The organism is Polycladomyces subterraneus (assembly GCF_030433435.1).
GTDB lineage: Bacteria > Bacillota > Bacilli > Thermoactinomycetales > JIR-001 > Polycladomyces > Polycladomyces subterraneus.
Genome location: NZ_JANRHH010000052.1, coordinates 1 through 24245, shown reverse-complemented (window position 1 = coordinate 24245; position 24245 = coordinate 1). Strand labels below are relative to the sequence as shown.

Sequence of the window (24245 nt, the reverse complement as noted above, 5' to 3'; positions counted from 1 at the left end):
CCGCTGATGTCCCGGGTTCGCAGAGCGTTTCGCGCGGGGCAGCCTTTGCCTCCGAAAATCATATTACAGCGAAATGAGGGACTGTAGTGGAGTATCAAGTTCCTTCTGTTTCCTTGGCGGCGCGGATTCTCAAACTGCTCAGTCGTTACAAATACAGAAATTGCTCGCTGAAGGACATCGCAGAAAAGTTGGAAGTCAACAAAACCACCTGCCTACGCGTCCTAAGGACACTTGAGAAGGAAGATTTTGTGAAGTACGACGCGGAGATGAAAAAATATCACCTCGGACCCTACTTAATTCCGCTCGGCAACCGCGCGGCCGAATTAAACGACACGGTCGCCAACGCAATCTCCGAGCTCAAGTCGATCGCCGCGTTGACGGGATTTACCTCCGTGTTGGTGCAGCGTCTGAAGAACGATCGGTTAATCTACATCGCTTCTGCTGAACCACCAGATGAGAGTGTGCGGATCACCATCTCTGTAGGTCAGCAGTTTCCCATCACGGGAGGCGCGTTTGGAAAGTGCTTCCTGGCGTTTGATGACGAGAAGGAGTGGCACCGGTTCATCGAGGCAGGCTTGACGGCCTTCACACCGAATACGATTGTGGACGCGGAACAATTCATCCAGAGCTTGCGGGACACTCGGCGGAACGGGTATGCGGTGACGCATGCCGAGTTAACCCTAGGGATCTCGGCGGTCGCTGTTCCGATCTTTAACAGATTCGGGTTGGTAGACTTGGTGATGGGTTGTCTGGCTGTTACGACTCAGTTACAAAACGAAAACCTGGCGCAAGCTATTCAGTATTTGCAGGAAAGCTCAAGGAAACTGTCCGAATGGAGCGGCTTTCAATGGCGTCACCAATCCCGTTCATGATAACTCCTTGTACGCTGAGTGAAGGTCCGCCCAGAATGATCAGGGAAAGGATGGGGATGTATGGAAGCAGTCGTCGTGTCTGCTGTGCGCACCGCGGTCGCGAAAGAGGCTGGGGCACTGCGGGAGCTACATGCGTATCAGTTCGGCGCTGCGGTGATTCGTGAGGCCGTTCGGCGTGCGGGGATTGATCCCGAAGAGATCGACGACGTGATTTTTGGGAACTGCTTTGCTGGCGGAGGGAATTTTGCGCGCCTCGCCCTGCTGGAGGCGGGTCTTCCGATGCGCGTGACCGGTCTCACGATTGACCGCCAATGCGGTACGGGCATGAACGCGATCAATCTGGCGGCACAGGCGATTATGGCAGGCTGCGGGGAGGTCTACGTGGCAGGCGGAGCGGAAAGTATGACCCGGAGACCGTATCTGATGGCCCGTCCGACGAAGTCGTTTCAACGAACACCGCCCGAATTCTTCACGCCGCGCCTTTCAACGGAAGCCATTGGAAATCCATCGATGGGGATTACCGCGGAAAACTTGGCTGAGAAATACCAAATTTCCCGGGAAGAGCAGGATGAATTTGCTTTCCACAGCCAGCGGAAGATGGCGAAGGCGATGCGTGAAGGCCGATTCAAGGAGCAAATTCTCCCACTGGAGGTGCCGGACGGGAAGGAGACACGATTGTTTGACACCGATGAACACCCGCGCGAGACAACCTTGGAAGGGTTGGCAAAATTAAAGCCTGTCTTTAAGCCGGGAGGCACCGTAACGGCTGGGAACAGCTCCGGGATCAACGATGGTGCCGCCGCATTGGTGCTGATGTCGAGGCGAAGGGCTGAGCAGCTCGGACTTCAGATCCTCGGTACGGTTCGCGCGATGGCTGTTGCCGGCGTGGATCCGAACATCATGGGGATCGGTCCAGTACCCACGGTGCGGAAGTTGCTTAAACAGAATGGACTTCGGATAGAAGACATCGACTTGATTGAGATCAATGAGGCATTTGCGGCACAGGTATTGGCCTGCGACCGGGAGCTTCACTTTGATCCGGAGAGGCTCAACGTCAACGGCGGTGCTATTGCACACGGACATCCGATTGCGGCGACCGGCGCGATTTTGGCAACGAAGTTGCTGTACGAGATGAAACGCACTGATGCGAAGCTCGGCTTGTTGACGGCATGTGTCGGAGGCGGGCAAGGAATCGCAACTTTGTTCGAACGATGAACACGCAGACAATATACGGGGCTGGATCGAAGTAGCTCAGCTGCTTCGGTCCAGCCTGTTTGGTTCTTAGGTATAAGCCGTCCATACGGTTCACTTCAGCTAGGTGGCCTATCCGGAAACATATGATCCAGGGATCGTGCCTATGGAATGGAAAGCCATGCCCGGTCATTTCGCCAATCTACTTGAACAGGCGTTTCAAAAAAGGCAGATAGGGTAGAGCTGGTTAAAACACTCTTTGACTTTCCTTTTGTAAATACGCGACCACGTCGGAGCAATAATGTATGGGTAAAGATGGGGGCGATCTCTTCAATGTGATGGGTCACAAATAGCATATGGGGGGCGTCCGGTTGTGCTGCCAATTGACTAATACTGGACAATAGCGCTTCTCTTGAAAGAAAATCAAGTCCGCTACAGGGCTCGTCCAAAATCAGCAGTTTGGGGGAGGCCATCAACGCACGGGCGATGAGTAGTTTTTGTTTTTCACCTTGGGAACAACTTTGATATGAACGATCGATCAAATGATCGCACCCTAATTGTTCCATCAGCTGTTTGGCTCGATCATCATCTTCTACGCTTGGTTTCTCGTACAAACCAATCGAAGCATACTTTCCGCTGATTACTACGTCCTGTGCACGGTCGTTACCGTATATTTGTTCTTGCAAAGAAGAACTGACCCACCCAATCGATTTGCGCAGTTCCCTTAGATCTACGTCGCCAAACTGGTGACCCAACACACATACACTCCCTTTTGTGGGCCATATGTATCCGTTAATGATATTGAGTAACGTCGTTTTTCCGGATCCATTCAGGCCCAATATCGCCCAGTGTTCTCCCTCACGAACCTGCCAATTAATTTGATGAAGGATGGTTTGATTCCCTCTTTTCCAAGAAACATTGGTCATTTCAATGACAGGCGTCAATGTTTTTCTCTCCTTTTTCATGATTCGGCAAGTAGAAACCTGTGGTGGCATTCTGATTTTTGATTAAGTATAATGAGGGCGTGTCTGTTTAATCAACTATTCTATCAAATCATGGAGATCGTGATAAGGAGAATAGCATGAAAATTGCCTGATTGAAATGCCATGCCACAGCTTCAGGCGTTGATTAAGCTCAAGTACTGTCCGTATCCGCTGTACACTATTGACGATGTGAATGGAATGGAGACGTCTTTGGTCCGGTGGTTGACTGAAGAGAAATGATCCACTATCCCTTCCATGAGGAAGGGATCTTTTTCATTCATTTCTGATACAATGGAATTGAATGCGTTTTCATAATAGACGGTTGAGGGATGGGAGGAAGAAGGATGCCTTTTTACCGTCGCATGGGAGAGATTCCGCGCAAACGGCATGTGCAATTCCGCAAGGAAGACGGTAGTTTGTACCGCGAAGAAGTGATGGGAACCAAAGGATTTTCGGGGATGCAATCCATCTTGTATCATCACCAACCGCCCACACAGATCAGCGATGCACGTTTGCTTCGCGACTGGACGGTTCATCTGGAGGAGGCGGGGGCCAACCGGCACCGCCATTTTCTCACCCGAAAACTTTCACCCGGAGGCGATCCGATCGACGGAAGGCAATACTTACTGGTCAATGAGGATGTGGCGATCGGTATTTGTATGCCGACGGAGCCGATGGATTATTTTTTCCGGAATGGCGACGGAGATGAAATATTGTTTGTTCATGAGGGAGAAGGGCGTGTGGAGACGGTGTTCGGCACCCTATCCTACCGCCCCGGCGACTACATCGTCATCCCGGTCGGTACGACATATCGGATTGTCACGTCTGGTGAACGGACCCGTTTTTTGGTGATCGAGTCCACGGGTGAAATCACGATTCCCAAACGCTACCGCAACGAATACGGTCAATTGATGGAACACAGTCCGTATTGCGAAAGGGACATCCGTGGTCCGGAGCGGCTGGAAACCCATGTAGAGGAAGGTGAATTCGAGGTGCGCGTCAAGGCGCGCAACCAACTCCATGCCTACCGCTATGATTTCCATCCGTTTGATGTCGTGGGGTGGGACGGTTATCTGTATCCGTATGTACTGAGCATTCACGATTTCGAGCCGATCACCGGATCAATCCACCAGCCTCCTCCAGTACATCAGACGTTTGCCGGACCAAACTTTGTGGTATGTTCGTTTGTGCCGCGCCTGTTCGACTACCATCCGGAGGCGATCCCCGTTCCTTATTATCACAGCAATGTACACAGTGATGAGGTACTGTACTATGTGGAAGGCAATTTCATGAGCCGTCGCGGGATCGAGTCTGGTTCAATCACATTGCATCCAAGCGGCATACCGCACGGGCCACATCCCGGGGCGATTGAGAACAGCCTGGGTAAGGATCGGACCGAGGAGTTGGCTGTGATGGTGGATACGTTCCGTCCCCTCCATGTGGCCCGTTCGGCGTTGGCGGTGGAAGATCCCGGCTATCTGAGGAGCTGGTTGCCCGCGAAGTCGTAGGGATATCAGTCATGAAGGGCGAATCTGGTCAATCTGTCAGGCGGCAACGTTTTCCCAGGCGGGCGAAAATTGATCCCCGTTTGAGTAATGGACCGGAAAGCATCGGAAACCTATCGCGGGAATTTCCACCTACTTGAGCAAAGCATGCTTTGCTCGCGTCTGCGCTTTGGCTTAGGGCAGGTGGAGTGAGCCGGGTTAGCGAAACAGAGAATATGGATCGATCAAATGGATGGATCAGACACGCTCGAGGTGAAGGAGTGGTATTCGTGCAAATCGATCCCCAACAACAGTCGCAAAAAGAAAACTATAAATTGTTGATCGGCAGCGTATTGCCGCGTCCGATCGCGTTTGTCACCTCCCGGAGTGGCGACGGGGTGGTGAATGCGGCTCCATTTAGCTTTTTCACTGTAGTGTCCACCAATCCGCCGATGGTGAGCATTTCGGTTGGACGCAAACCGGGGAATGTACAGAAGGACACGACGCGTAACATCGACGAAACGAAAGAATTCGTCGTCCATGTAGTAGACGGGGAGAACGTGGAGCGGGTCAATCAGACCGCGGTCGACTTCCCTCCGGATGAGAGTGAGGCGGAAGCAGTTGGATTTGATCTGGTGCCCAGCGTCAAGATCCAAACGCCACGAATTGCACAGGCCAAAGTACAGATGGAATGTGTACTGGACCGGATTCTGCCGATGGGCGGAACACCGGATGCCCCCAACACCGATCTCATCATCGGCCAGGTCGTCATGTTCCATGTGCGCGATGACCTGTTGAAAGAGGGGCGGATCGACACCCGTCTGCTCGATCCGATCGGGCGGTTGGCGGGAACGTCCTACGGTACGATCGGCCGCACCTTTTCTCTGCCGCGTCTGTCGTACGAAGAGTGGCAACAGCGAAAACGGGAACGGAAGTAGGGTGTGCCCGGCAATAGTGCAACCGAAACTTTGTCAGCAGTCTCAAAGCCCTCAGTTGAGGGCTTTTTCATAACTGGGGATAGCACCGGCTATATCAAAGGTGTATACGCAGAGCGTGAGTATAAGTTTGGCTCTCACCAGGAATTGATTGACTGTGCAGTTTAACGATGAAATCATCACTAAGTTTGAAAAAGAGGGGGAAGTATCCGAACAACGGTATCAAGATTAACTCTTAAGCCTTTGGCGGGGGCTGTACTGGATCAGGTTTGGGTTGTTTGGAGAAAGGTTACCGACGGTTCAAGTAATCACTGATAGTTTTTCTTTATTCCATTGTGCAAGGGCATCAGATTCAATTTCGCCATTGATAGGTTAAAACAGGCGTAAAAAAGCGAAGGTAAATACCTTCGCTCATCACGCCCTGGATGAGGGCGTAAACCAGGTATTACTCCTTTACAACCCCTGGTTTTTATGGTCCTCAAAATGTTCATTGGGATGGATGATGGTTTCGCAGGCAGGGCATTGGAGAAAGCTTTGTAGATACTTTTCTTTATCAACTTGAAATACATTACCACATTGACAGGCTATGGTTACAATTTCATTGAAACGCTTTTCCAATAATTTTCCCACCTTGTTCTTTAATTCTTTGTTTCTTTAGAGGGGGGAGAATAAGATAACCGTTTGATGAAATTAACGATCCCATTTTTTGTTGGTTGATCCAAGAATTTTTCATATAAATGAAGGTAATCTGAATTATTATGTTGCTCTTCTTTGTTATCTGAATAACTTATTTGCCGATCTTCCATAGTTGTCTCCCCCTTTGTTGCGATATAGTATAGCTGATTGCCTAATTAAACACGAAAATGCTTTTTTCCTCGCTTCATTTTTGAACATTTTGTGAAATAGTTCAATATAAATATATTCAAAGGTTGTTAATGTAATTTTCGGGTACAGTCGGGTGGGGATACCACAAAAGAGTGATATGGGAAGTGTTCTTAGCACACAATAATCCATAGATCCATTCAGGAGTTAGGATTTGTAGATCCGTCTGGGATAAGCGCATAGGTCACTAGGTTGGCATGCACCAGCGAATTGATTGAGCTTGGCTATAAGGAAGTGGACTACCGTTATTGATCTGTCCCCAAATTGGAAAAGGCACTCCATATCGCGGTTCGCGATCATCTCAACCCTGAAGGGCAAAGCTGGGTTTTCCTGCTCGCTCTTTTGCCCCGGTTATCAGTTTACTGCTATATACAGTTTCGAAAAGAAAAAAGCACCTCAAGAGGGAATTTTGAAGGGCCTTCGAGGGTTTTAACGGGTTTTCTATTTATGTGTGGACAGTTTCGCAAATATTATCGAAATGTTATGTTAACTTTGGCGCGAGTCTTATGTTATACCTATATATATATAACATATAAATCCTTCGGTATTGGTCTGTGGTGTATCCAGGAACTAACGTTTGACCCCTTTGGAGGATTATTTGTTTACAATCGAAAGCTCGGTTGTCTACAATAGGGATCCGTAATTTGGCCGTGTGGCTACGAGAAGTTTATCACTATGCAACGAATAGGGGACTTATGGTATGCAACTCTCATCAACAGAAAGATTCAATGAGAAAACAGCAATATATCATATTCTGTTTTTAATTGGCCTTGTTCATTTGTTCAATGATTCCATTCAATCAGTCATCCCCGCGATCTTTCCCATCTTGAAAGATTCTATGCACCTGACCTACACGCAGATTGGCTGGATCGGTTTTTCGATCAATTTTACCGCCTCACTTTTACAACCAGTGTTTGGCTGGTATACGGACAAACGGCCGTTTCCTTATATGTTGCCGCTCGGCATGGCTTCCACCTGCTTGGGGATGTTGTGTCTGGCTTTAGCTCCGAGCTACTCGTTTGTTCTGTTGTCTGTTGTACTGGTGGGAATCGGATCTGCTGTCTTCCATCCCGAGTCCTCACGTGTTTCCTATCTGGCCGCCGGAAATCGGAGAGGGTTAGCCCAATCCATTTTTCAGGTTGGAGGGAACACGGGGCAAGCGCTCGCTCCCTTGATGACTTACTTGATTTTTATCCCGCTCGGGCAGAAAGGAGCCATTTGGTTTACACTAGTGGCGGGCATCGCCCTCGTCATCCAATTGTTTATCGCCAGATGGTATCAGGGTTACCTTCTTTCCCATCCGCGCCCTGCCAAAAAAGAAAAAACGTTTTGGGTTCAGCAGAGCGGGATGAAAAAGATGCTACTTTTCGCCATGGTTCTACTCATCTTTCTCATCTTCGTCCGGTCATGGTACATCGCCGGAATCAGCACTTACTATCAGTTCTATCTGATGGAACAGTACAAACTCTCTTTAAAACAAGCCCAACTTTATATTTTCCTCTTTTTGGTGGCTGGGGCAGTCGGTACCTTCTGCGGCGGACCGCTGGCAGACCGATTCGGCATGAAAAAGATCATCTATTTTTCCATGCTTGGTTCCGCTCCGCTCGCCCTGCTCCTGCCTTATGTAAGTGCAACATGGGCTTGTGCGATTTTATTGTTGAATGGTTTTATCCTGTTATCCAGCTTCTCCGTCACGGTGGTATATGCACAGCAGTTGTTTCCGGGAAAAATAGGAACCGTGTCCGGTTTAACCGTTGGATTTGCCTTCGGCATGGGAGCCGTCGGTTCGGTAGGGCTGGGTAAAATGATCGACGTCATGGGACTCTCGCACGTTATGCAGTGGGTCGGTTTTCTCCCGCTCCTTGGTATGCTCACTTATTTCCTCCCCTCTGACCAAAAAATAAAAGAATGGACTCTTGATGCCAAGCGGTCGGCTTAAAGACAAGTAGGACGGAAGGGCTGGGTTTTTCTGAGATAATTTTATCCTTTCGATCAACCATGACTTGGTGTATCCGGCTACTGTATGGCCCCTTTGACAGTCGCCGGGTGTAGTGCCTTGTGTAGTGCGATTGTTGGTTCGGGTGTGATGGAGCTACGATCTGTATGTATGTGGGGGTATCCTTCCCTCCCGCTTTTTTATTTGCGCTTCACTTTTGCAAGAACGGCTGATAGAAGTAGCAAACCTGCCCGGTGGCCAACCTAGATATATTTGTCTGATATTTGCTGATTTATATTTCCGGAAACGGCGAATATCCGTACACCGGGGTGAATTGGGGTGGAGTCATTTTGCTATTGGCCATGGTTTCAAAAGCTTCGGTCCGATTGAATTTGTCACAGGGAATAAACAGAAGAGAAATGGACCTCCAGGCACATGGATCGGGTGATATGGCGGTTTTTCGTTCCTTTTTGAAGAAAAATGATCCTTTACAACAGGTCGTTAGAGGAGTATGATGAGCTCACTTTAAAAAATCAATATATCCTCGTAAATCGCTGAGTCCCGCGATACGCGGGAGCGGGGGAACCAACCGCAGACTGTGGCGGATCTGTCACGGACTGCAAGGGGTGAATCCTGGGGTGGATCCGTTCCATGCCCGGGTAGGGTGACTCTCAGCCACCCGAATCCGTCAGCTAACCTCGTAAGCGTTGGGAGAGGGGGAGTGAGAATCGTGCGGGGGGCACGGCTGTTTTTGCTGTGCCGAAAAAGCCACGGGAAGACACCCTTCTCGTGGCTTTTTCTGTTGTTGAAAATGCCCCTAACATTGTCATGACGAAAAGAAGAACACTCATGATGGATGTGAGGATAATGCTCGAGTGTGGTATTGATCGCTGGGAAGACAGAGAGGAGGCTGGATCATGATCCGAATCAATGAATTGACCAAACGGTTTCCGGGTGGAAAGGGAATTTTTGATCTCACCCTTGAAGTGAATCGAGGAGAAGTATTCGGTTATCTCGGACCTAACGGAGCGGGAAAATCCACCACGATTCGCCACTTGATGGGTTTCATGAGACAGGATGAGGGCAAAGCGGAAATTGGCGGCATGGACTGTTGGAGTGAATCGGACAAGATTCAAAAAATCACCGGTTATCTCCCGGGGGAGATTGCCATGTTTGAAGGACTGAACGGTATCGGTTTCTTGGATTTGATGGCGGGACTCCATGGACAGAAGGATGACAGAAGGGATGAGCTGCTGGAGCGACTAGAGCTGGACCCCCGGGTTCCGATCCGAAAAATGTCCAAGGGAATGAAGCAAAAACTGGCCATTGTGGCCGCGTTCATGCATGATCCGGAGATCCTGATCCTGGATGAACCCACTTCCGGTTTGGATCCGCTCATGCAACGTGTGTTTGTGGAATTGATTCTGGAAGAAAAAAAGCGAGGAAAAACGATTTTTATGTCCTCCCATCTGTTTCAGGAGATCGAGCGAACGGCAGACCGGGTCGGTATCATCCGGGAAGGACGGCTGATCGCTGTGAGGTCCGTCCAGGAGTTGCTCAATGAGCAGAGAAAAGCGTTTGTTGTGACTCTGGGAAGTAAATCGGACATCGACCGATTGATTCAGACCGGGCTCAGGGTGGTTCGCCGGGGAGAAACAACGGTTGAAATCGAGGTACAAGGTGATCTGAATCCCCTGATCCGCTCTCTAAGCGATGTGGATGTCCGCCATCTGGAACACAAAGAGATGGATCTCGAAGAAGTCTTTATGCACTACTATGAACAACGGGAGGCGAAAGAATGATTAATCTCGCGCTGTACCGGGCAATGTGGCGGTTGCATGGCAAGACATTGGGAGCGATGGCGATCGGGTCGTTTTTTTATGTGCTGATGATTGTCTCCATCTATCCCTACTTTACTCCCGAATACACGAATGAATTGCTGAAGAAAATGCCGGAAGAGATGATGAAAGTGTTTGGAATTGAGGCCGGGGTACAGCGTTTAAATGATTTTATCGCCATGGAGTACCACTCCTTCATGTATCTGATTCTGCTGATGGTGTACAGCGTGGTGATCCCGACTCGGCTAGTGGCTCGGCATGTAGACCGGGGGTCCATGGCATTTCTGCTGTCAACGCCGTTGTCCCGGCCACGGCTTGTCCTGACGCAAGTCGCATTTTTCATCACGGGGCTCGGGCTTATCAACTTGTTCACTGTCCTCGGCGGGATTGCGGGAGATGCCTGGATGCTGGATCAACCTGCCCTGGATCGGTCGAACTACGTGGAACTGAATTTGGTCTGTTTCCTGTTTTTTTCTGTGATCGGTGCGTACAGCTTCCTGTTTTCGTGCTTGTTTGACGACGAAAAGAAGGCGAGTTCCTGGTCGGCGACAGTGACCATTCTGTTCTATGCCATGGACTTTGCTGGCAAGCTGGGAGAAAAACTGGATTGGCTAAGGAACTGGACGTTGTTCAGCCTGTATGAACCGGTACGTCTCGCACGGGGAGAAGAAGACATCTTGTGGACAGCGGTGGGTTTGGGCTTGACCGCGATGGTGCTGTTCCTCCTTGTGGCGATGGTTTTCCGCCGGCGCGATTTGTCATTGTGACGAGGCAGATGAGCGTGCCGGAAATAGGGGATGATACGGAAAAATCCTTAAATATACGCCCTGTCCATGACGCTTCTCTTCTTCTTCCGTATGGCAACTGTTCAACACCTTGCTAGACTGCTGGACATGAAGCCCGAGACTGTTATCTATATGATCCACACCATCAATAAAAACGAACGTGGGCGCGCAGTTGAATCCTATAAATTACGTGGTACCCATAGCCCCAAAGTTTATACTTTGGGGCCGCGTGGATGTCAGATAGTGGGGAAAACACTTGGGATTAAAGTGGAGTATTATCCGTTTTCCAAGCGACAAGGACGCCATTACTGCGGAATAAATGATATCCTTTACCGGATTGTCAAGGCGCTTGGAATCGACAACGTCATCCAGCGAGTAAAGTGGTGGAACACACGTGGAGCGAAACAGGTGATTTTCAACGAATGGGCTCAAACCCTGGCCCAGCTTGGACGACCGTGGGATGAAGAACAAGCAAAAGAAGGAATATAAGTCGATGTTGTCCCCTGATGCACGGCTGCAAATCGATGGTCGATCATACTGGATAGAGTACGACAACGACATCCAAAACAACAGGCCCGTATGCAGGATCCTGACTTCTTCTTACCAGAAATGATGTCCGCTAAAGGTATTTAGCGGAGATTTTTCCGTATTGGGGGCAACACCAAGTCATAGACAATGGCAATGACAAATAGTTAAATTTCCTCCCCAGGTCGACACAAACACAGCGGTTTTCCGCTGGGTTTGTCAATAGCCTCAAGCCACTCGAAAAGAGTGGCTCCTTGATGTGTATATCCTTTCCTCACCAAAAATGTATTCTCATCAAAATGTAAACAACTGGTGATTTTGCCGTAACATCAGCGAAACAAAGTTCTATTATTTTTTTAATAGTTTGAATATATTGTACAAGTAAGGGTGTTCAGATGGTCAGTCGATTTCTTTGCTAAGAAAAAAGGAGGCTAATGAATGCGTAGAAGTAAACATCTTTTCAGTTCCGCGTTTATGGCTACTACGTTATTGATTTCCACCTTTGCGGTCGGATTTGTCCCGTCCGTACACGCACAACCGCTGCAGTGGACCGCCCATCCCCCCATCCATTTCAAAAAAAACGCCACTCCCACCTACCAAAGCGGTTATCAACCTTCGCAAATCAAAAAAGCTTACGGGATCGATCGTCTGACTGCTACGGGGATGGGACAAACCATCGCCATTGTGGACGCTTACGGGAGTCCAACCATCCAAAATGACTTAGCCACGTTTGACGCTCAGTTCGGTTTACCCGCGGCCAACTTGCAAATCGCTTATCCTAGTGGAAAGCCCAACCGGACGGACGGTGGCTGGGCGTTGGAAACCGCCATGGATGTGGAATGGGCCCACGCTCTTGCGCCCAACGCTAAAATTCTGTTGGTTGTAGCAAAATCCGCTTCCATATCTGACCTGGTGACCGCCATTGACTACGCTTCCAATAATGGAGCACAAGTGGTCAGCAACAGCTGGGGCGGTGCTGAATTCTCTAGCGAATCCAGCTATGATTCCCACTTTCAACATCCCGGTACGATTTATCTCGCCTCATCGGGGGACAGTGGTGCAGGAACCGGATGGCCCGCGGTATCCCCCTTTGTGTTGGCAGTAGGGGGGACGTCTCTTCAGATCGATACGAGCGGCAATTACCTGAGCGAATCAGGTTGGTCTGGCTCCGGCGGTGGGACAAGCACCTATGTGGCCCGCCCGAGTTATCAGGATGGGTGGTCCAATATTGTCGGGACTCAACGCGGAAATCCGGATATCTCATTTGACGCGGACCCCTATACTGGAGTGGCTGTTTACAGTGGAACCAAATATCAAGGACAATCCGGTTGGTTCGTTGTGGGCGGTACCAGTTTGGGTTCTCCCTGCTGGGCGGCGATGCTCGCTCTAGTTGACCAAGGTAGAACCATGCCGTTATCCAGTCTGGACACGATTCAACAACTGTACCAGATTGCCGGGACAACCAACAGTTCCGGTTACACAAACAACTACCACGATGTCACGCAGGGCAGCAATGGAGGATTTACCAGCATTTCGGGATACGACCTGGTTACAGGAATCGGCAGTCCCAAAGCCGATGCGCTAATCCCCGCCTTGACACAAGCGCCTTAACCTGGGATAAAGTGGATTATCCGAGCGACTAATAATAGGGAGCTCCCTCCATTCGCATCGGGCTTCTTCTCTTTTGTGTTCGGAGTTTAGGGAAAGTAAAAAGGGAAAGTGAGAGACCGCTATTTTCAGCTGGCCAATCACTTTCCCTTTTTTTAAGACTTTAGGGAAAACCGCATGATCTCGACGCCACTTCAGTAGATGTGCGTGAAGAAACCCAAGCCCGTTTCTTTCGCCGCCTCATCAAACCATTTTATTTTGCTAACACGGATTTGACGGCTTGCTCGATTTCTATGTAGCTTGTGCAGCGGCAAATGTTCGATTCGAGCCATTCTTGAATGAGTTGATCGTCGGCGTCGGGATGCCGCTCTGTCAAAGCATAGGTATTCATAATGAACCCCGGTGTGCAATAGCCGCACTGGAATGCAAACTGTTCAACAAACGCCTGTTGGATTGGGGTGTTTTTCAGCCCTTCGATCGTCGTAATCGATTTTCCCACTGTTTCGATGGCGAGCATCATGCACGATTTGATTGGCTTGCCGTCGACCAGTACGGTACAAGCGCCGCAATCGCCGTTCAGGCAGCCGGGTTTGGTTCCAGTGAAACGAAGTTCGTTCCGGAGAACAAACAACAATGTATCGGCCTGACGGGCGAAGACGAAATGTTCCTCCCCGTTTATGTGAAGAAGCATTTCGCATTTTGTCGCTCGTTCCATTGTTTCATTCTCCTTCCAGCGCAGTGATGGTGTCGAAAAGCGTCTGTTTTAGCACGAACAGGCGGTATTCCGCTGACCCTTCGATATCATCCAAAATCGGGTGAGGAAGAGCTTGAAGGGCATCGGCAATGCGGACATCGGGCGGAAGGTGCCGCGCGTTCAGCCGCTCTTCCACCGCTTTTGAACGGAACGGAAACGGACAGACACCGCTGAAGGCGACGCGAAGCCGTTCGTCCTTTTTGATGGCGGCGACCGTGACAAGCGGATAACCGACCTCCCCTTGTTTGCGGCGCTTCGTATGAAAGTGGGGAAGCGATAAATACGATGAATCAATTTTCACTTGAACGAGAAATTCCCCATGTTCCAGACGCATGTACTGACGAAACACTTTATGAATGGAACGTTGCTTCAGGCCTTCCTTTCCGGCGATGATGACGTCGCAGTCGGCAAGCAATAAAGGAAGGACGGCTTCACGGTAAAAAATTTGTCCGCAAATGTTGCCGCCGAGCGTAATCTGGTTGCGCGCCGTTCGGTCGGCGACCTCGCTCGCCGCCTTCGTCAATAGTGGGAAAGGATTCGCTTCTTCGATTGTTGTAAGCGACAATGCCGAGCCAAGTACAAGTTGACGCGACCCCGCTTCAAGCGTACGGCACTCGGGAATTTGCTTAATGTCAATCACTGCATCGGCAAAGACGAGATGAAACCGGGAAAGCGTGATAATTTCGGTTCCACCGCCGTAATATAGGGGTTTTTGCCCGTGCCACCGCAGGCTTTCAAATAACCGGACGGCTTCTTCGATCAATGACGGTCGATAATACGTAAAGTCAAATGGAACCACGTCGCTCACCTTTTGTTCGCCAAATGAGTTCGGGAAACAGCGGCAGCTCATTGAGCGGGACTCCGGCAGCGACGGATAAGGCGTTTGCCAGTGCCGCCGGCATCCCGATGAGACCGTGCTCGCCGACACCGCGGGCCCCGTATGGCGCGTCGATTTGCGGTGTTTCCACGAATTCCACAATATATTCCGGATGCTCGCCGAACCGGATCGGTCTGTATGTCCGCAATTGCGGGTTCAATATCCGCTCATACCGGTCAAACGAAAATGTTTCGCGGCTGGCAAAGCTGAGCCCCATACTCATGGCGCCCATTGTCTGCCCGAGCGCGGCTCTTGGGTTAAGCACTTTCCCGATATCAATGACAGACACGGCTTTTATGATTTTGTACGTGTAGTCGCGTTGGTCGAATTCAATCTCCACCCCGTATGCGCACACCGTCCATTCCGGACCAGGCTTTCCCGCACCGGTTTCTTTGTCCAACGGGGTTAAATGGCGCATAATGTAGTTGCCCCGTCCGATGATTTGGCCGCCGATCGCGTTTCCGTTCGGGTACTTATAGCCGTAGGCGATGTCTTTAATCGGAATATAAATGCCAGGGTCATCGCGCAAAAACACTTTGCCGTAGCCGACCTCCAAATCTTCGATGGGCGCGTGGAGTATGCAGGAGGCAATCTTTTTTAATTGACGAATGGCATCGTCCGCCGCTTCCAGTACGGCCCGGCCCGCCATAAACGTGCCGCGGCTGGCGACCGTTTTCCAGTGCTCCGGTGTCGTTTGCGTATCGACGTCCATTTTCACGTGGATGTCGTCGATATCCATTTTCAGCTTTTCCGCGAGGATCTGCGCCAAAACGGTTTTCGTTCCTGTACCGATTTCCACCACACCGGACATCAGGTTCACGCTCCCGTCCGGATTAAACGTTATAATTGCTCCGGAACCGGCATCGGTATCGATGGTCGATGTTTTCCACCCACAGCTGATGCCTTTCGCGCGGACGGTGCGGGGATCGATTTCGATGCGCTGCCATTCGTCCCATTGAATGAGTTCGCGCAACCGCTCGATACATGCCGGCAAATTGCCGACGTTGCTTTGATTGAGTAGGACTTGGGTTGGGGTCATGTGGCCGGGACGAATCGCATTTTTCATTCGCAACTCCACCTTATCCATGTTCAGCTTTTCCGCAAGCAAATCAATCGCCCGTTCCATTGCAAAAGCCTGTTCGCAATGACCGAAACTCCGAAACGGCGAGGCGTACGGATGGTTCGTATAGACGCATAATGAATCGCACCATACGTTTTCGATATGATATGGACCGGTACAGTCAATTGCCGCGGCACGACTGACGTCAATGGCTTTATCAGAATAAGCACCGCCGTCAAAGAAAAATAAGATTTCCGCCACTTTCATATAGCCGTCCGTCGTACAGCCTAGTTTGACGGTTGCCTCCATGCCGATGTGCACCGGCGATGTAATCAGATCCTCTTCTCTTGTGTTCCAGACGCTTACTTTGCGACCGCCGACGGCTTTGGAGGCCAGATAGGCGAGAAGCTCCAATTGTACGGGGGATTTCCCGCCGTAGGCCCCGCCGACAAGAGGAGTATGCACGATGATTTTGCCAACATCTTCACCAAAATAGGAGCTAATCAGTTTTTTTATCATAAATGGTGCCTGGGATGAGGAGGAAATAACAATGCTTCCGTCCGGAAAAATCTCCGCGGTGGCGCACCTTGTTTCCATCGCCGCGTGGTCCGACGGAGAAAAAGCAAAGCTGGCCTCGACAACGACATCACTTTCCGCCCATGCTTTCTCCATATTGCCTTTGCGGATTTTTGTACGGTGTGCGATGTTGGTGTTCGGTTCAGGATAAGTGTATTTCTCTTTTTGGTAGCTTCCCAATTTCTCGTGGATCAATGGAGCTCCTTTTTGCAATGCTTCGTGCGGCGAGCCGACGGCAGGGAGCGGTTTGTACACAACGCGAACAAGGTTGGCCGCTTGTTCCGCCTGCACGGGCGTATCGGCAACAACAACGGCAACGACCTCGCCATGGTAGCGCACTTTGTCAAAGGCGATCGGGGGACGGTCGCGCAAGTCCTCTCCCGTCAGCGGCAGTCCTTCTCCGGTGATCACCGCGCGCACCCCGGGAATTGAGAACGCCTTTTCCGTATGGATTCCGCGAATGCGCGCATGGGCATACGGGCTTGTGACTAGTTTGGCATGCAGCATTCCCACCTCGATGGAATCATGCGTGTATTTCGCCCTTCCGGTTACTTTATCCCATGATTCTTTGCGAATGACGCTTTTTCCGATCAATTCCTCACCTCCTTTGCCTATAAAGCGAAACAGCCGCCGCTAAGGAGTCCCGAGGTACGTCCGTTTTCTCAATGAACCTGCGCGTTTCCCACTTTATTGATAATACGCCGAACAATCGACGCGAATGATTATCGCAACTACGCCCTGTTTGTTCGAACAGGCGATGTATCCCCCATTTTTATTCGTGCGGGCCCCGGGTGAAATTGATATCACAAGGGTTCGCTGGAAAGAAGTACCGACCATGCTTGTTCCGTCCATTCTCAGCCATATGAGAAGCAATGCTCCAAATGAACACCGGGAAAAATTCAAACAAGGAGAGCAAGAAGCGAATGAGGCGATCCAAGCCTTGTTAAAGCGGGTCGAAGCAACACGCGGCGGCGCAAGAAAAGCAAAAAAATTATCCCGGCTCATCACCCTCTACCTGAAAACGGTGGGAATACGTGAACTGCCTAAATATATCCTATCCGGTATTTTGATATCAGAGAAGCCATTTTAGAAGAAGCGAAAATTCTTTTTGATCAAGGAATCATTGAAAAAAAAGAAGATGTCTTCTATTTGAGGTTAGATGAGCTGGTCGCCTTGTTGGAGAACCGCTTAAAGGATGATGTCAAGGAATTGATTCATTCCCGGAAGGTGTTGGAAACGCAGTACCGGAAGCTCACCCCTCCTCGTGTCATGCGTGACGGAGATTGGAGGGATGATGACCCACGGTTCCGTTGTGGCAAGAGAGTACGGAATCCCCGCCGTTGTCGGTGTGGAGAATGCAACAAAAATATTAAAAGATGGCCAATATGTCCGTGTTGATGGCACAACAGGTTATGTGGAGATATTGGATGAGAATAGTTGATAGAGTTACGGAAACCAAAAGCGAAATATGTGGCCGCTCTAAAAAAGGTTGAGTCAAATGACAAACCCAGTGGTTTTTCCACTGGGTTTGTATTGACTCACACAACATAAGTTGTGAGCTCATTGTGTCTCAATCCTGTGAATAACCACCAATGCGAAATATGTCCGCTAAGAGACTTACTTTTTTAACCCAAGGAGATTTTTGCATATAATCCATAATGGTTGTATTTTTCTCCAAAAATTAATGATGGACTGAATTACCTTAGGCATAGGAATAAAATTCAATACTTGTAACATTAAACTACGGATATCCATTCCATTTAAAGAAGGTAGCGAAGTGGTCATTTTTCAGAAATCCCCCTTCCGTTTTCTGGGGATAGGTTATTCTGACTGATGTGATGTGGAAAGGGCTGATGTTGCTAGTTATATGCATATTTTCTCATTTTGGTTTGTGTGCTAATCACGATTTTTACGCTATTAGGAATTCGTAGTTTCCAGGAAGAAAGGAGAGGAATAAGGTGATTTCGGAGTCAGAGGAAAGGGGGATCAGATGAGTTATGGTTACGGCTTTGGAATCGGACTTCGTCGACTCTTGATTTTCCTGTTGGTGATCGCCACCATCTTTGTTTTTGCCGGAGTAGGTTTTGGTTATTAAAATGAGTTAAAAAAGTGGGATCAACGGCACACACTTTTGGTGGCTCATTACCTGACAAAGTTCGGGGGCTCCGATTTTCCGTCTTCGCTCCGTACTCAACGGGAAAGGACCCGCTACCCTTAAAGAGGTGGCTGTTTTCCCAGGAGCGACCTTTGAGCGCAGAGATTTGGGAGTGAGAGAGAGAACGGCGAACTCGGAATTAGCAGTCTCACAAACAAGCTACATGTAGCTTGTTTGTCTTTTTTTGAAGGTCCTGTCTGGTACATCTTCGTTTTATTTACAATCGGATAAAACTTGTTCCCACTTTGGGGAAAGGGAGTCCGGTCAGGCGCTTTCTGATCAGAACCTAGGTGACATCCTCCCCCGAATAAATTCGGGGGCATCCACTTAGGATGCATACAGTGAAGCACTGTACTTCGGTTCAGTGACACCATGCCAACCAAGATGGTAGGACATGGTCACGGGCCGTGCCACTCGGCCACTACTCCTCTTCATAGGAGATACCTTGAAAGCTTTTTCGAAGATATTGAGTGCTCCGTTCGCATCCGCATGAGCATTCCAACCGCAAGAGCAAAGGTATAAACCTCGATGCTTTCGATTAGAAACAAGAATCTGGCCACAAGAGTGACAAGTTCTTGAAGTATTCCTTTCATCGATATGGTCTCGTACTTCCATTCCTGCCAGTTCACCTTTGTATTTGATCATGTTGATGATCTTGCTGTAAGGCCAGCTATGTAAACGTTGGTTCACGGAGTCACCATAGTCAATGTTCTCCCGAATCCCATTCAGATCACCAATTGCAATCTCTTTTACTCCTTTTTTGAGGCATTCGGAAATCAGATGAGTTGTTGCAATATGAAGGAGATGGTCGACTTGTTTTCTCTCCTTATGAGAGATTTGAAACCATCTGCGAGATTTTTGCTCTAAGTTCGCTCGTACCTTTTGCCAGTACCTGCGGATTGCCTTGATCTGACGACCAGAATACAGAGAAGCTGTGCCATCATCGAATACACATGCCATGAGGATGGTCTCACCCAGATCGATTGCCACCCGTCCCGATCCTTTATTTTTACTAGGCTTCACTTCCACCATCAGACGGGCTTCAAGTTGCCCGGAAATCTTATCGTAGATGATGGACAGTTGCCTGATGCGCTCATATTGAACATGAGGACGGTGGGAGATTCGGAATGAGACACTTTTCACGTCTTGGCGATTGGTTCCAAGACTGAGGGTGACTTTATTTCCTTCGATCTTGAAGCCGCTCTGAACATATTTGAGAGGAGAAAGATAACTTTTTCTCCGGAATCCAGGTGCATTGTGTTGGGTGAGTCCTTTCTTCCTTAATTCAAAAAAACTCTTATATGCCTGGATCACCTCATCTCGTGTAAGTTGCACTGACATGGAGTAATATCCTCTAGTTCGTGGTAGCTCTTTCAAAATGAGATTGAGGTTTTTTCGAGAAACCTTTACTTTCCCTTTCTCCTCATACTCTTTTCGAAGATGCCATAAAAGACCATTGTATACTTTGGTAGCACAAAGCATGGCATCTTTCAGCACAGCTTCTGTTTTAGGATCTATATGAATCTTGGCTTTGATCGTGATCATCGGCATCTTTTAATCACCTCCTTCCTCTTTTGTTTTTTGACCTTTGATGTAACGTTGAATCGTCTCACTGGAAACTTGTCCAGCCGATCCAACATAGTAGCTTGGATTCCATAAGTGACCATTTCGAAGAATCTTTTTTAACTCAGGATGTTTTGTAAAAAGGGTTCGAGCGGTAGATCCTTTCAGTACTTTTGCAATAATAGAAGGAGCTACCTTAGGAGGCGCAGACAAGAAAACATGAACATGGTCTTCCATTACTTCAAGAGCTATTAATTCATATCCATGTTCTAGACACAATGCTTTTATTGCTTCTTTCAGTGTCTCACCAACTGATTCACGCAGAACCTTTCTGCGATATTTGGTAGACCATACGAAATGGTAATTAAGGCTATAAACCGCTGCCCTTGTTGACCTCCAAGATTTTTTTCTCATACTATTATGGTATACCTTATATCAAGAATTTTCAATCTTAAAGAGGCGAGGGAGCAGTAATCCCCCTCAATGAATTGAGGGGGATTACTGCTCCCTCGCGCTCCCCCAATATCTAAATTAACTGTTCTCTCGTAGAAAAGAATCGGCTTGTTCGGCGGCTTCTTCTTCTGACTGAAAATCAAACAGACGGTGCATCTCGTGAATCACTTTCCAAATCTCGTCTTTGGAATACCCTAAGTTCTTTAATGCCAATGTTGCATAACCGATTACATGATTATGGTTCACGGATACTGATCCCCTTTACAGTGTTTATCAGTAATATTCTAAGCAGAAAACATGCTTCCGAATACGTTCAGGTCGCAATTTAGTGTAAAAGGAGTCGCTCCATGGTCCATTTTGCTATGCAAGCGCCATCTGCAAGAGTGGCATCGAATATTCGAATGTTTGTGTAATGAGTCAATCCAAAACTTTCTGCGTCATTGCCGATATAGTGGCTTGCTATTGCTATAGAAGGCAATATCAGATACATCATGATTACGGAGATAGACTATTTGCTACTCATCTGATAAATCCCCAACTATAAAGAGCGAGCTTCGTGTGCGCTTAAATAAACTCTTCTCCCCGTCCCCGGACAAGGGGGCAAATTTTTTTTAAAAATTGCGCCAAAACCCTTGTCAAAGGGTGATGAGGCTTTGTATTATAACAGTAAGATATACTCAGGTATTGTTATAAAACAATTCGGTGGAAGGGGCATCATCCATGACCACTCATACATCGACGCATGGGAAAACCGACTCTGTTACCTTCAATTCGGATGAGCGTGCATCTCTCCAACTGGTTCACTCGGGAAATCGAGTCCATGCCAAAACCGGAATTCGACCGCAAGTGAACTCCACTGACCATTTTCGGCTGATGGAATGGGAAGTTACACCCGGTCGTACGATAGCCGTGTTGTCACCCACATCCAGTTCGTCCGACTCATCCGCCATCGAGGAATGGGTACGATGGATGGAGCAACTGGCAGCTCGGGATGAGCTGAAAGCTTTGATCTTCACCTGCCATGGCGGTCGTTTCCTGTTTTCCTCCAGCCACCTACAAGGGGAGTGGCGGGAGTTCTTCGAGTCGGGATTGGAGCTCATGGAGCGGATGAATAAGCCACTGATAGCAGCGGTGGACGGGATGGTCTCCGGAATTGGTTGCGCAGTTGCCTTATGTACGCACGCAGTTGTGGCGAGCGAATCGGCGCAATTCATCCTGCCGGCAGGAACGGGCGTCATTCAGCGTCTGGTGAGAATTGCTCACCTGCAAAAAGGGACAGACGGCCTCGTTCAAGCGATCAACTGGCTTTGCTCCAATCGGGCGATGACAGCTCGGGAAGCGGAGGAAACGGGATGGATAGACCAATGTTGTGAAGGGGAAGCTTTGCCATTGGCGGTTGCTTGGGCGAAAGCGGCGGCTACGGCCGGGCAGGGGCCGCTCGCCGAAGCGTTTGTACGCCGCAGGGCGTGGCGGAATGATTGGGAGCGCCCCAGGCCGTTCGTTTTACCAGACAGAAAAGAGTGGGAACGGATCACGGCAGGAACAAGCGATCAGGATACACGACCGAAAGAAATTCTGTCCTTGATTCAAACTGGCTATGAACAAGGATTTTCGGCGGGGCTGGACCATGAGCGGAAATGGTGGGCCGCGCAAACTCAACGGTTGGAAGTGGATCAATTCTCCCACGGTAGTCATACCGTTCGGTCATTGACGCAGGAGGAAGAAGAGCAGTGGATCCGCGAAGGTCAGTTGCTTCCGCCCGATTCCCCTTTTTACCCGGGCATCTCTCCGGTGCCGTCTTGGCAATACCGGACTACCGATCCGGTGACGGTGATACCCGTACGTAGGCCCGGTCCGAGGGAAGTGTTGGTGTACGTGTTGGCTCGCGGGGCGAATTTCTCCGGCTTGGTGGTGGAGACGGGGCGTGTAGTAAGGGAGGAAAAGGCGATCCATGCTGGAGATGCCGTCGTGGTCATACCCAGTGGTTTACAAGAAACGGAAGGACGGTTCGTGACAGTAGGGGCGGAACAGGTATTCCCCAAACCATCCAATTTGTCTTTTGCGGAGGCAGCCGATTTGCTTCCGTGGATGACGGCGCACCGCATCACTCGGCATCGGGCAGGGGGACGCGTCTGGATTGACGGTTTGGAGGAAAGTGCGGCGCTGGCTTGTTTCACCTTGGTTCAACATGATGAAGGGAAGGTGACGGTGATGACGTCGTCGGATCGGGAAAGGCGAATGACGGAGGAATGGAAAGCCGAGGCGTTGGATCAGCGTCATTTACGTTACCGCGGTGTTTTCACCAAAATCCCGGCCGACTCCTCCGCTTGGCGCAGGTGGGAGGAGATGGGGAAAAAGGTGATAGAGGATTTTCAGCGTCGCAATCGTGGGGAGTTGGCTGATTGGAGCGCCACTTTCTACGGAGAGCGCACATTCGGCAGAGCTTACCAACTGTTGAAGGATGGCGGGCTCTTGGTAGTGGCGGGTGCCCGTGAAGGGGAGCAACTGACGTTTATCGGGAAAAGGGGAGAGAGCTCACCTTCTACCTTGCTGGAGCAGCCTGGTGAGTCGGTCGTCTTGTTCTACGGAATGGGTCAGCGAGGGGATGAAGTGATGGACCCGTTCGGTTGGCGGGTGATCCAAGTTGCCGAGCGACGTCAGGATCACTTGGTGATCGTGACCCAATCCGAAGCGCAGAAACGGTGGCTGCAAGGTCGGCTCGGTGAGCATGTGGCGGGCATTATCAGCATCGAGGAGTGCGCGGCCTCTTGGCCAGGAGAATTTGATTGGCCTCCTTCCGTTCCCTATTTGCCAAACCCTTCCGAACAGAAAAAGGATTGGTTGTTGACGCGACAACTGTTCGAACGACGGACAATTCGTCCCTTGCGCACCGTGATCGGTGAATGTATCCGAACGATGCATAATCCGGAGGGTTATGCGGACGTGGTGGTGGACCGGGCGGATCACGATGCTTTGGGGATCAGCCTGCATTTGGTCAAACCGAAGACGGGGCGTGTTGTTTTTGGTGAGAATATGGCTGGGAAACGGTACAGCTTTTACGCTTCCACCATGATGGAATCGGAGCGGCGAATCGTCACACCGTCGGCGACCATCGTCGGATGTGGGCTTCCCGAACCCGAAGACGTGCAACGCGTGCTGGAATGGATAGAAAACGGAGTGTTCCGGAAGGAACGACGTTTCGTAATGGCGGAAACGGAACACAGAGGAAGGGTCACTACCGCGTTGGGCGATCTCCTTACGGTGGATCAACTGTATGAAGCGTGGAGCTCGCGGTGTTGATACATCAGAGAATTGGCCGGTGGATTCGGGATATGATTTCTACCCGATCCCCGGTCAGTTTAAACACATTTTGGATATAAAAAGACCCGACATCCCAGAACGGGTGCTGGGTCTACTATGTATGAACTGACACTCACTGCCATTTCCTCCTAAATGGAAAGGCGCAGATGTGTTACAGAAAAAGTCGCCTGAAAGCCCATGGTTTCAATCGTGGGATGAAAGGCTGCGTTGCTCGGTATCCCCTTTTGGGGATGGTTAGGGCAACCAATTTGCTGGATAATCGAACGTACGAGCGGTGCTCATCCCACTGGTAGTGGGTTTGTTCCTGTGTACGTCATGATATGAGGTTCCAGTGGCGAACCAATCACTCCCACTGGGTAAAACCATGAGAGTGAGTGTAAAGGAACTAGCGTACTGGTAACAGGTACGCCGCCCATGTGGGTACATACGGCAAGAAACGTAGAACTG

20 protein-coding genes and 1 riboswitch are annotated in these 24245 nt (G+C 49.7%); of the genes, 12 read left to right on the top strand and 8 right to left on the bottom strand.

From position 1 onward, the window contains the following. The first annotated feature begins 86 nt into the window (after positions 1-86). Entirely contained in the window at positions 87-872 is a 786-nt protein-coding gene (locus NWF35_RS14895; protein WP_301240172.1) for an IclR family transcriptional regulator, read from the top strand. Positions 873-932: 60 nt separating this feature from the next. Further along, on the top strand, positions 933-2087 hold the full coding sequence (locus NWF35_RS14890; protein ID WP_301240171.1) for a thiolase family protein: 1155 nt from the start codon (positions 933-935) through the stop codon (positions 2085-2087). A gap of 140 nt (positions 2088-2227) precedes the next feature. Here the strand turns inward: NWF35_RS14890 and NWF35_RS14885 are convergent, their stop codons facing one another. After that, a complete protein-coding gene (locus tag NWF35_RS14885; RefSeq protein WP_301240270.1) occupies positions 2228-3007 on the bottom strand; it encodes an ABC transporter ATP-binding protein in 780 nt (259 codons plus the stop codon). Between the two features lie 383 nt (positions 3008-3390). Here NWF35_RS14885 and NWF35_RS14880 point away from each other — a divergent pair, with 383 nt between their 5' ends. Both NWF35_RS14880 and NWF35_RS14875 read left to right on the top strand, forming a co-directional pair. Further along, positions 3391-4554: a homogentisate 1,2-dioxygenase gene (locus NWF35_RS14880; RefSeq protein ID WP_301240169.1), complete on the top strand. Its 1164-nt coding sequence runs from the start codon at positions 3391-3393 to the stop codon at positions 4552-4554. Positions 4555-4820: 266 nt separating this feature from the next. After that, positions 4821-5468 carry a flavin reductase family protein gene (locus NWF35_RS14875; RefSeq protein ID WP_301240168.1) on the top strand — a complete coding sequence of 216 codons (648 nt, stop codon included), beginning with the start codon at positions 4821-4823 and terminating at the stop codon, positions 5466-5468. 635 nt (positions 5469-6103) lie between these two features. Here NWF35_RS14875 and NWF35_RS14870 read toward each other — a convergent pair. Continuing rightward, positions 6104-6271, bottom strand: coding sequence for a hypothetical protein (locus NWF35_RS14870; RefSeq protein ID WP_301240167.1), 168 nt, complete (start codon positions 6269-6271; stop codon positions 6104-6106). Between the two features lie 776 nt (positions 6272-7047). On the opposite strand from NWF35_RS14870, the gene NWF35_RS14865 reads away from it, so the two are divergent. The 5 genes from NWF35_RS14865 to NWF35_RS14845 all read left to right on the top strand — a co-directional run bounded on the left by NWF35_RS14865 (position 7048) and on the right by NWF35_RS14845 (position 13042). Next, a complete protein-coding gene (locus NWF35_RS14865) occupies positions 7048-8286 on the top strand; it encodes an MFS transporter (protein WP_301240165.1) in 1239 nt (412 codons plus the stop codon). 539 nt (positions 8287-8825) lie between these two features. Beyond that, positions 8826-9004, top strand: a riboswitch (cyclic di-AMP (ydaO/yuaA leader). Positions 9005-9200: 196 nt separating this feature from the next. Then, positions 9201-10085, top strand: a complete 885-nt coding sequence (locus NWF35_RS14860) for an ABC transporter ATP-binding protein (protein ID WP_301240163.1) — start codon at positions 9201-9203, stop codon at positions 10083-10085. Next, on the top strand, positions 10082-10888 hold the full coding sequence (locus NWF35_RS14855; protein ID WP_301240161.1) for an ABC transporter permease subunit: 807 nt from the start codon (positions 10082-10084) through the stop codon (positions 10886-10888). The genes NWF35_RS14860 and NWF35_RS14855 overlap by 4 nt, the downstream gene beginning before the upstream one ends. Before the next feature lie 126 nt (positions 10889-11014). Beyond that, positions 11015-11395, top strand: coding sequence for a hypothetical protein (locus NWF35_RS14850; protein ID WP_301240160.1), 381 nt, complete (start codon positions 11015-11017; stop codon positions 11393-11395). A 474-nt stretch (positions 11396-11869) separates the two neighbouring features. Then, on the top strand, positions 11870-13042 hold the full coding sequence (locus NWF35_RS14845) for a S53 family peptidase (RefSeq protein WP_301240159.1): 1173 nt from the start codon (positions 11870-11872) through the stop codon (positions 13040-13042). Positions 13043-13292: 250 nt separating this feature from the next. On the opposite strand, the gene NWF35_RS14840 is transcribed toward NWF35_RS14845, so the two are convergent. From NWF35_RS14840 to NWF35_RS14830, 3 genes are read right to left on the bottom strand one after another with little or no spacing between them, the layout of a single operon-like run. Next, positions 13293-13754, bottom strand: coding sequence for a (2Fe-2S)-binding protein (locus NWF35_RS14840; protein ID WP_301240158.1), 462 nt, complete (start codon positions 13752-13754; stop codon positions 13293-13295). A gap of 4 nt (positions 13755-13758) precedes the next feature. Beyond that, positions 13759-14592, bottom strand: a complete 834-nt coding sequence (locus tag NWF35_RS14835; RefSeq protein WP_301240269.1) for an FAD binding domain-containing protein — start codon at positions 14590-14592, stop codon at positions 13759-13761. Then, the gene (locus NWF35_RS14830; RefSeq protein WP_301240157.1) at positions 14579-16900 is read right to left on the bottom strand and encodes a xanthine dehydrogenase family protein molybdopterin-binding subunit; all 2322 of its coding nucleotides are present in this window, start codon (positions 16898-16900) and stop codon (positions 14579-14581) included. The genes NWF35_RS14835 and NWF35_RS14830 overlap by 14 nt, the downstream gene beginning before the upstream one ends. A 124-nt stretch (positions 16901-17024) precedes the next feature. Here NWF35_RS14830 and NWF35_RS14825 point away from each other — a divergent pair, with 124 nt between their 5' ends. Both NWF35_RS14825 and NWF35_RS14820 read left to right on the top strand, forming a co-directional pair. Then, positions 17025-17396, top strand: a complete 372-nt coding sequence (locus tag NWF35_RS14825; protein WP_301240155.1) for a hypothetical protein — start codon at positions 17025-17027, stop codon at positions 17394-17396. Positions 17397-17597: 201 nt separating this feature from the next. Then, positions 17598-17747, top strand: coding sequence for a PEP-utilizing enzyme (locus NWF35_RS14820; RefSeq protein WP_435873919.1), 150 nt, complete (start codon positions 17598-17600; stop codon positions 17745-17747). 1041 nt (positions 17748-18788) lie between these two features. Here the strand turns inward: NWF35_RS14820 and NWF35_RS14815 are convergent. The 3 genes from NWF35_RS14815 to NWF35_RS14805 all read right to left on the bottom strand — a co-directional run bounded on the left by NWF35_RS14815 (position 18789) and on the right by NWF35_RS14805 (position 20723). Continuing rightward, entirely contained in the window at positions 18789-20012 is a 1224-nt protein-coding gene (locus NWF35_RS14815) for an RNA-guided endonuclease InsQ/TnpB family protein (protein WP_301240153.1), read from the bottom strand. Between the two features lie 3 nt (positions 20013-20015). Then, entirely contained in the window at positions 20016-20438 is a 423-nt protein-coding gene (tnpA, locus tag NWF35_RS14810) for an IS200/IS605 family transposase (protein ID WP_301240151.1), read from the bottom strand. A 117-nt stretch (positions 20439-20555) separates the two neighbouring features. Beyond that, positions 20556-20723, bottom strand: coding sequence for a RuvA C-terminal domain-containing protein (locus NWF35_RS14805; RefSeq protein WP_301240150.1), 168 nt, complete (start codon positions 20721-20723; stop codon positions 20556-20558). A 474-nt stretch (positions 20724-21197) separates the two neighbouring features. Between NWF35_RS14805 and NWF35_RS14800 the strand changes: the two genes are divergently transcribed. Next, complete coding sequence (locus tag NWF35_RS14800) at positions 21198-23777, top strand: enoyl-CoA hydratase-related protein (RefSeq protein ID WP_301240149.1); 2580 nt, start codon at positions 21198-21200, stop codon at positions 23775-23777. Positions 23778-24245 lie beyond the last annotated feature (468 nt).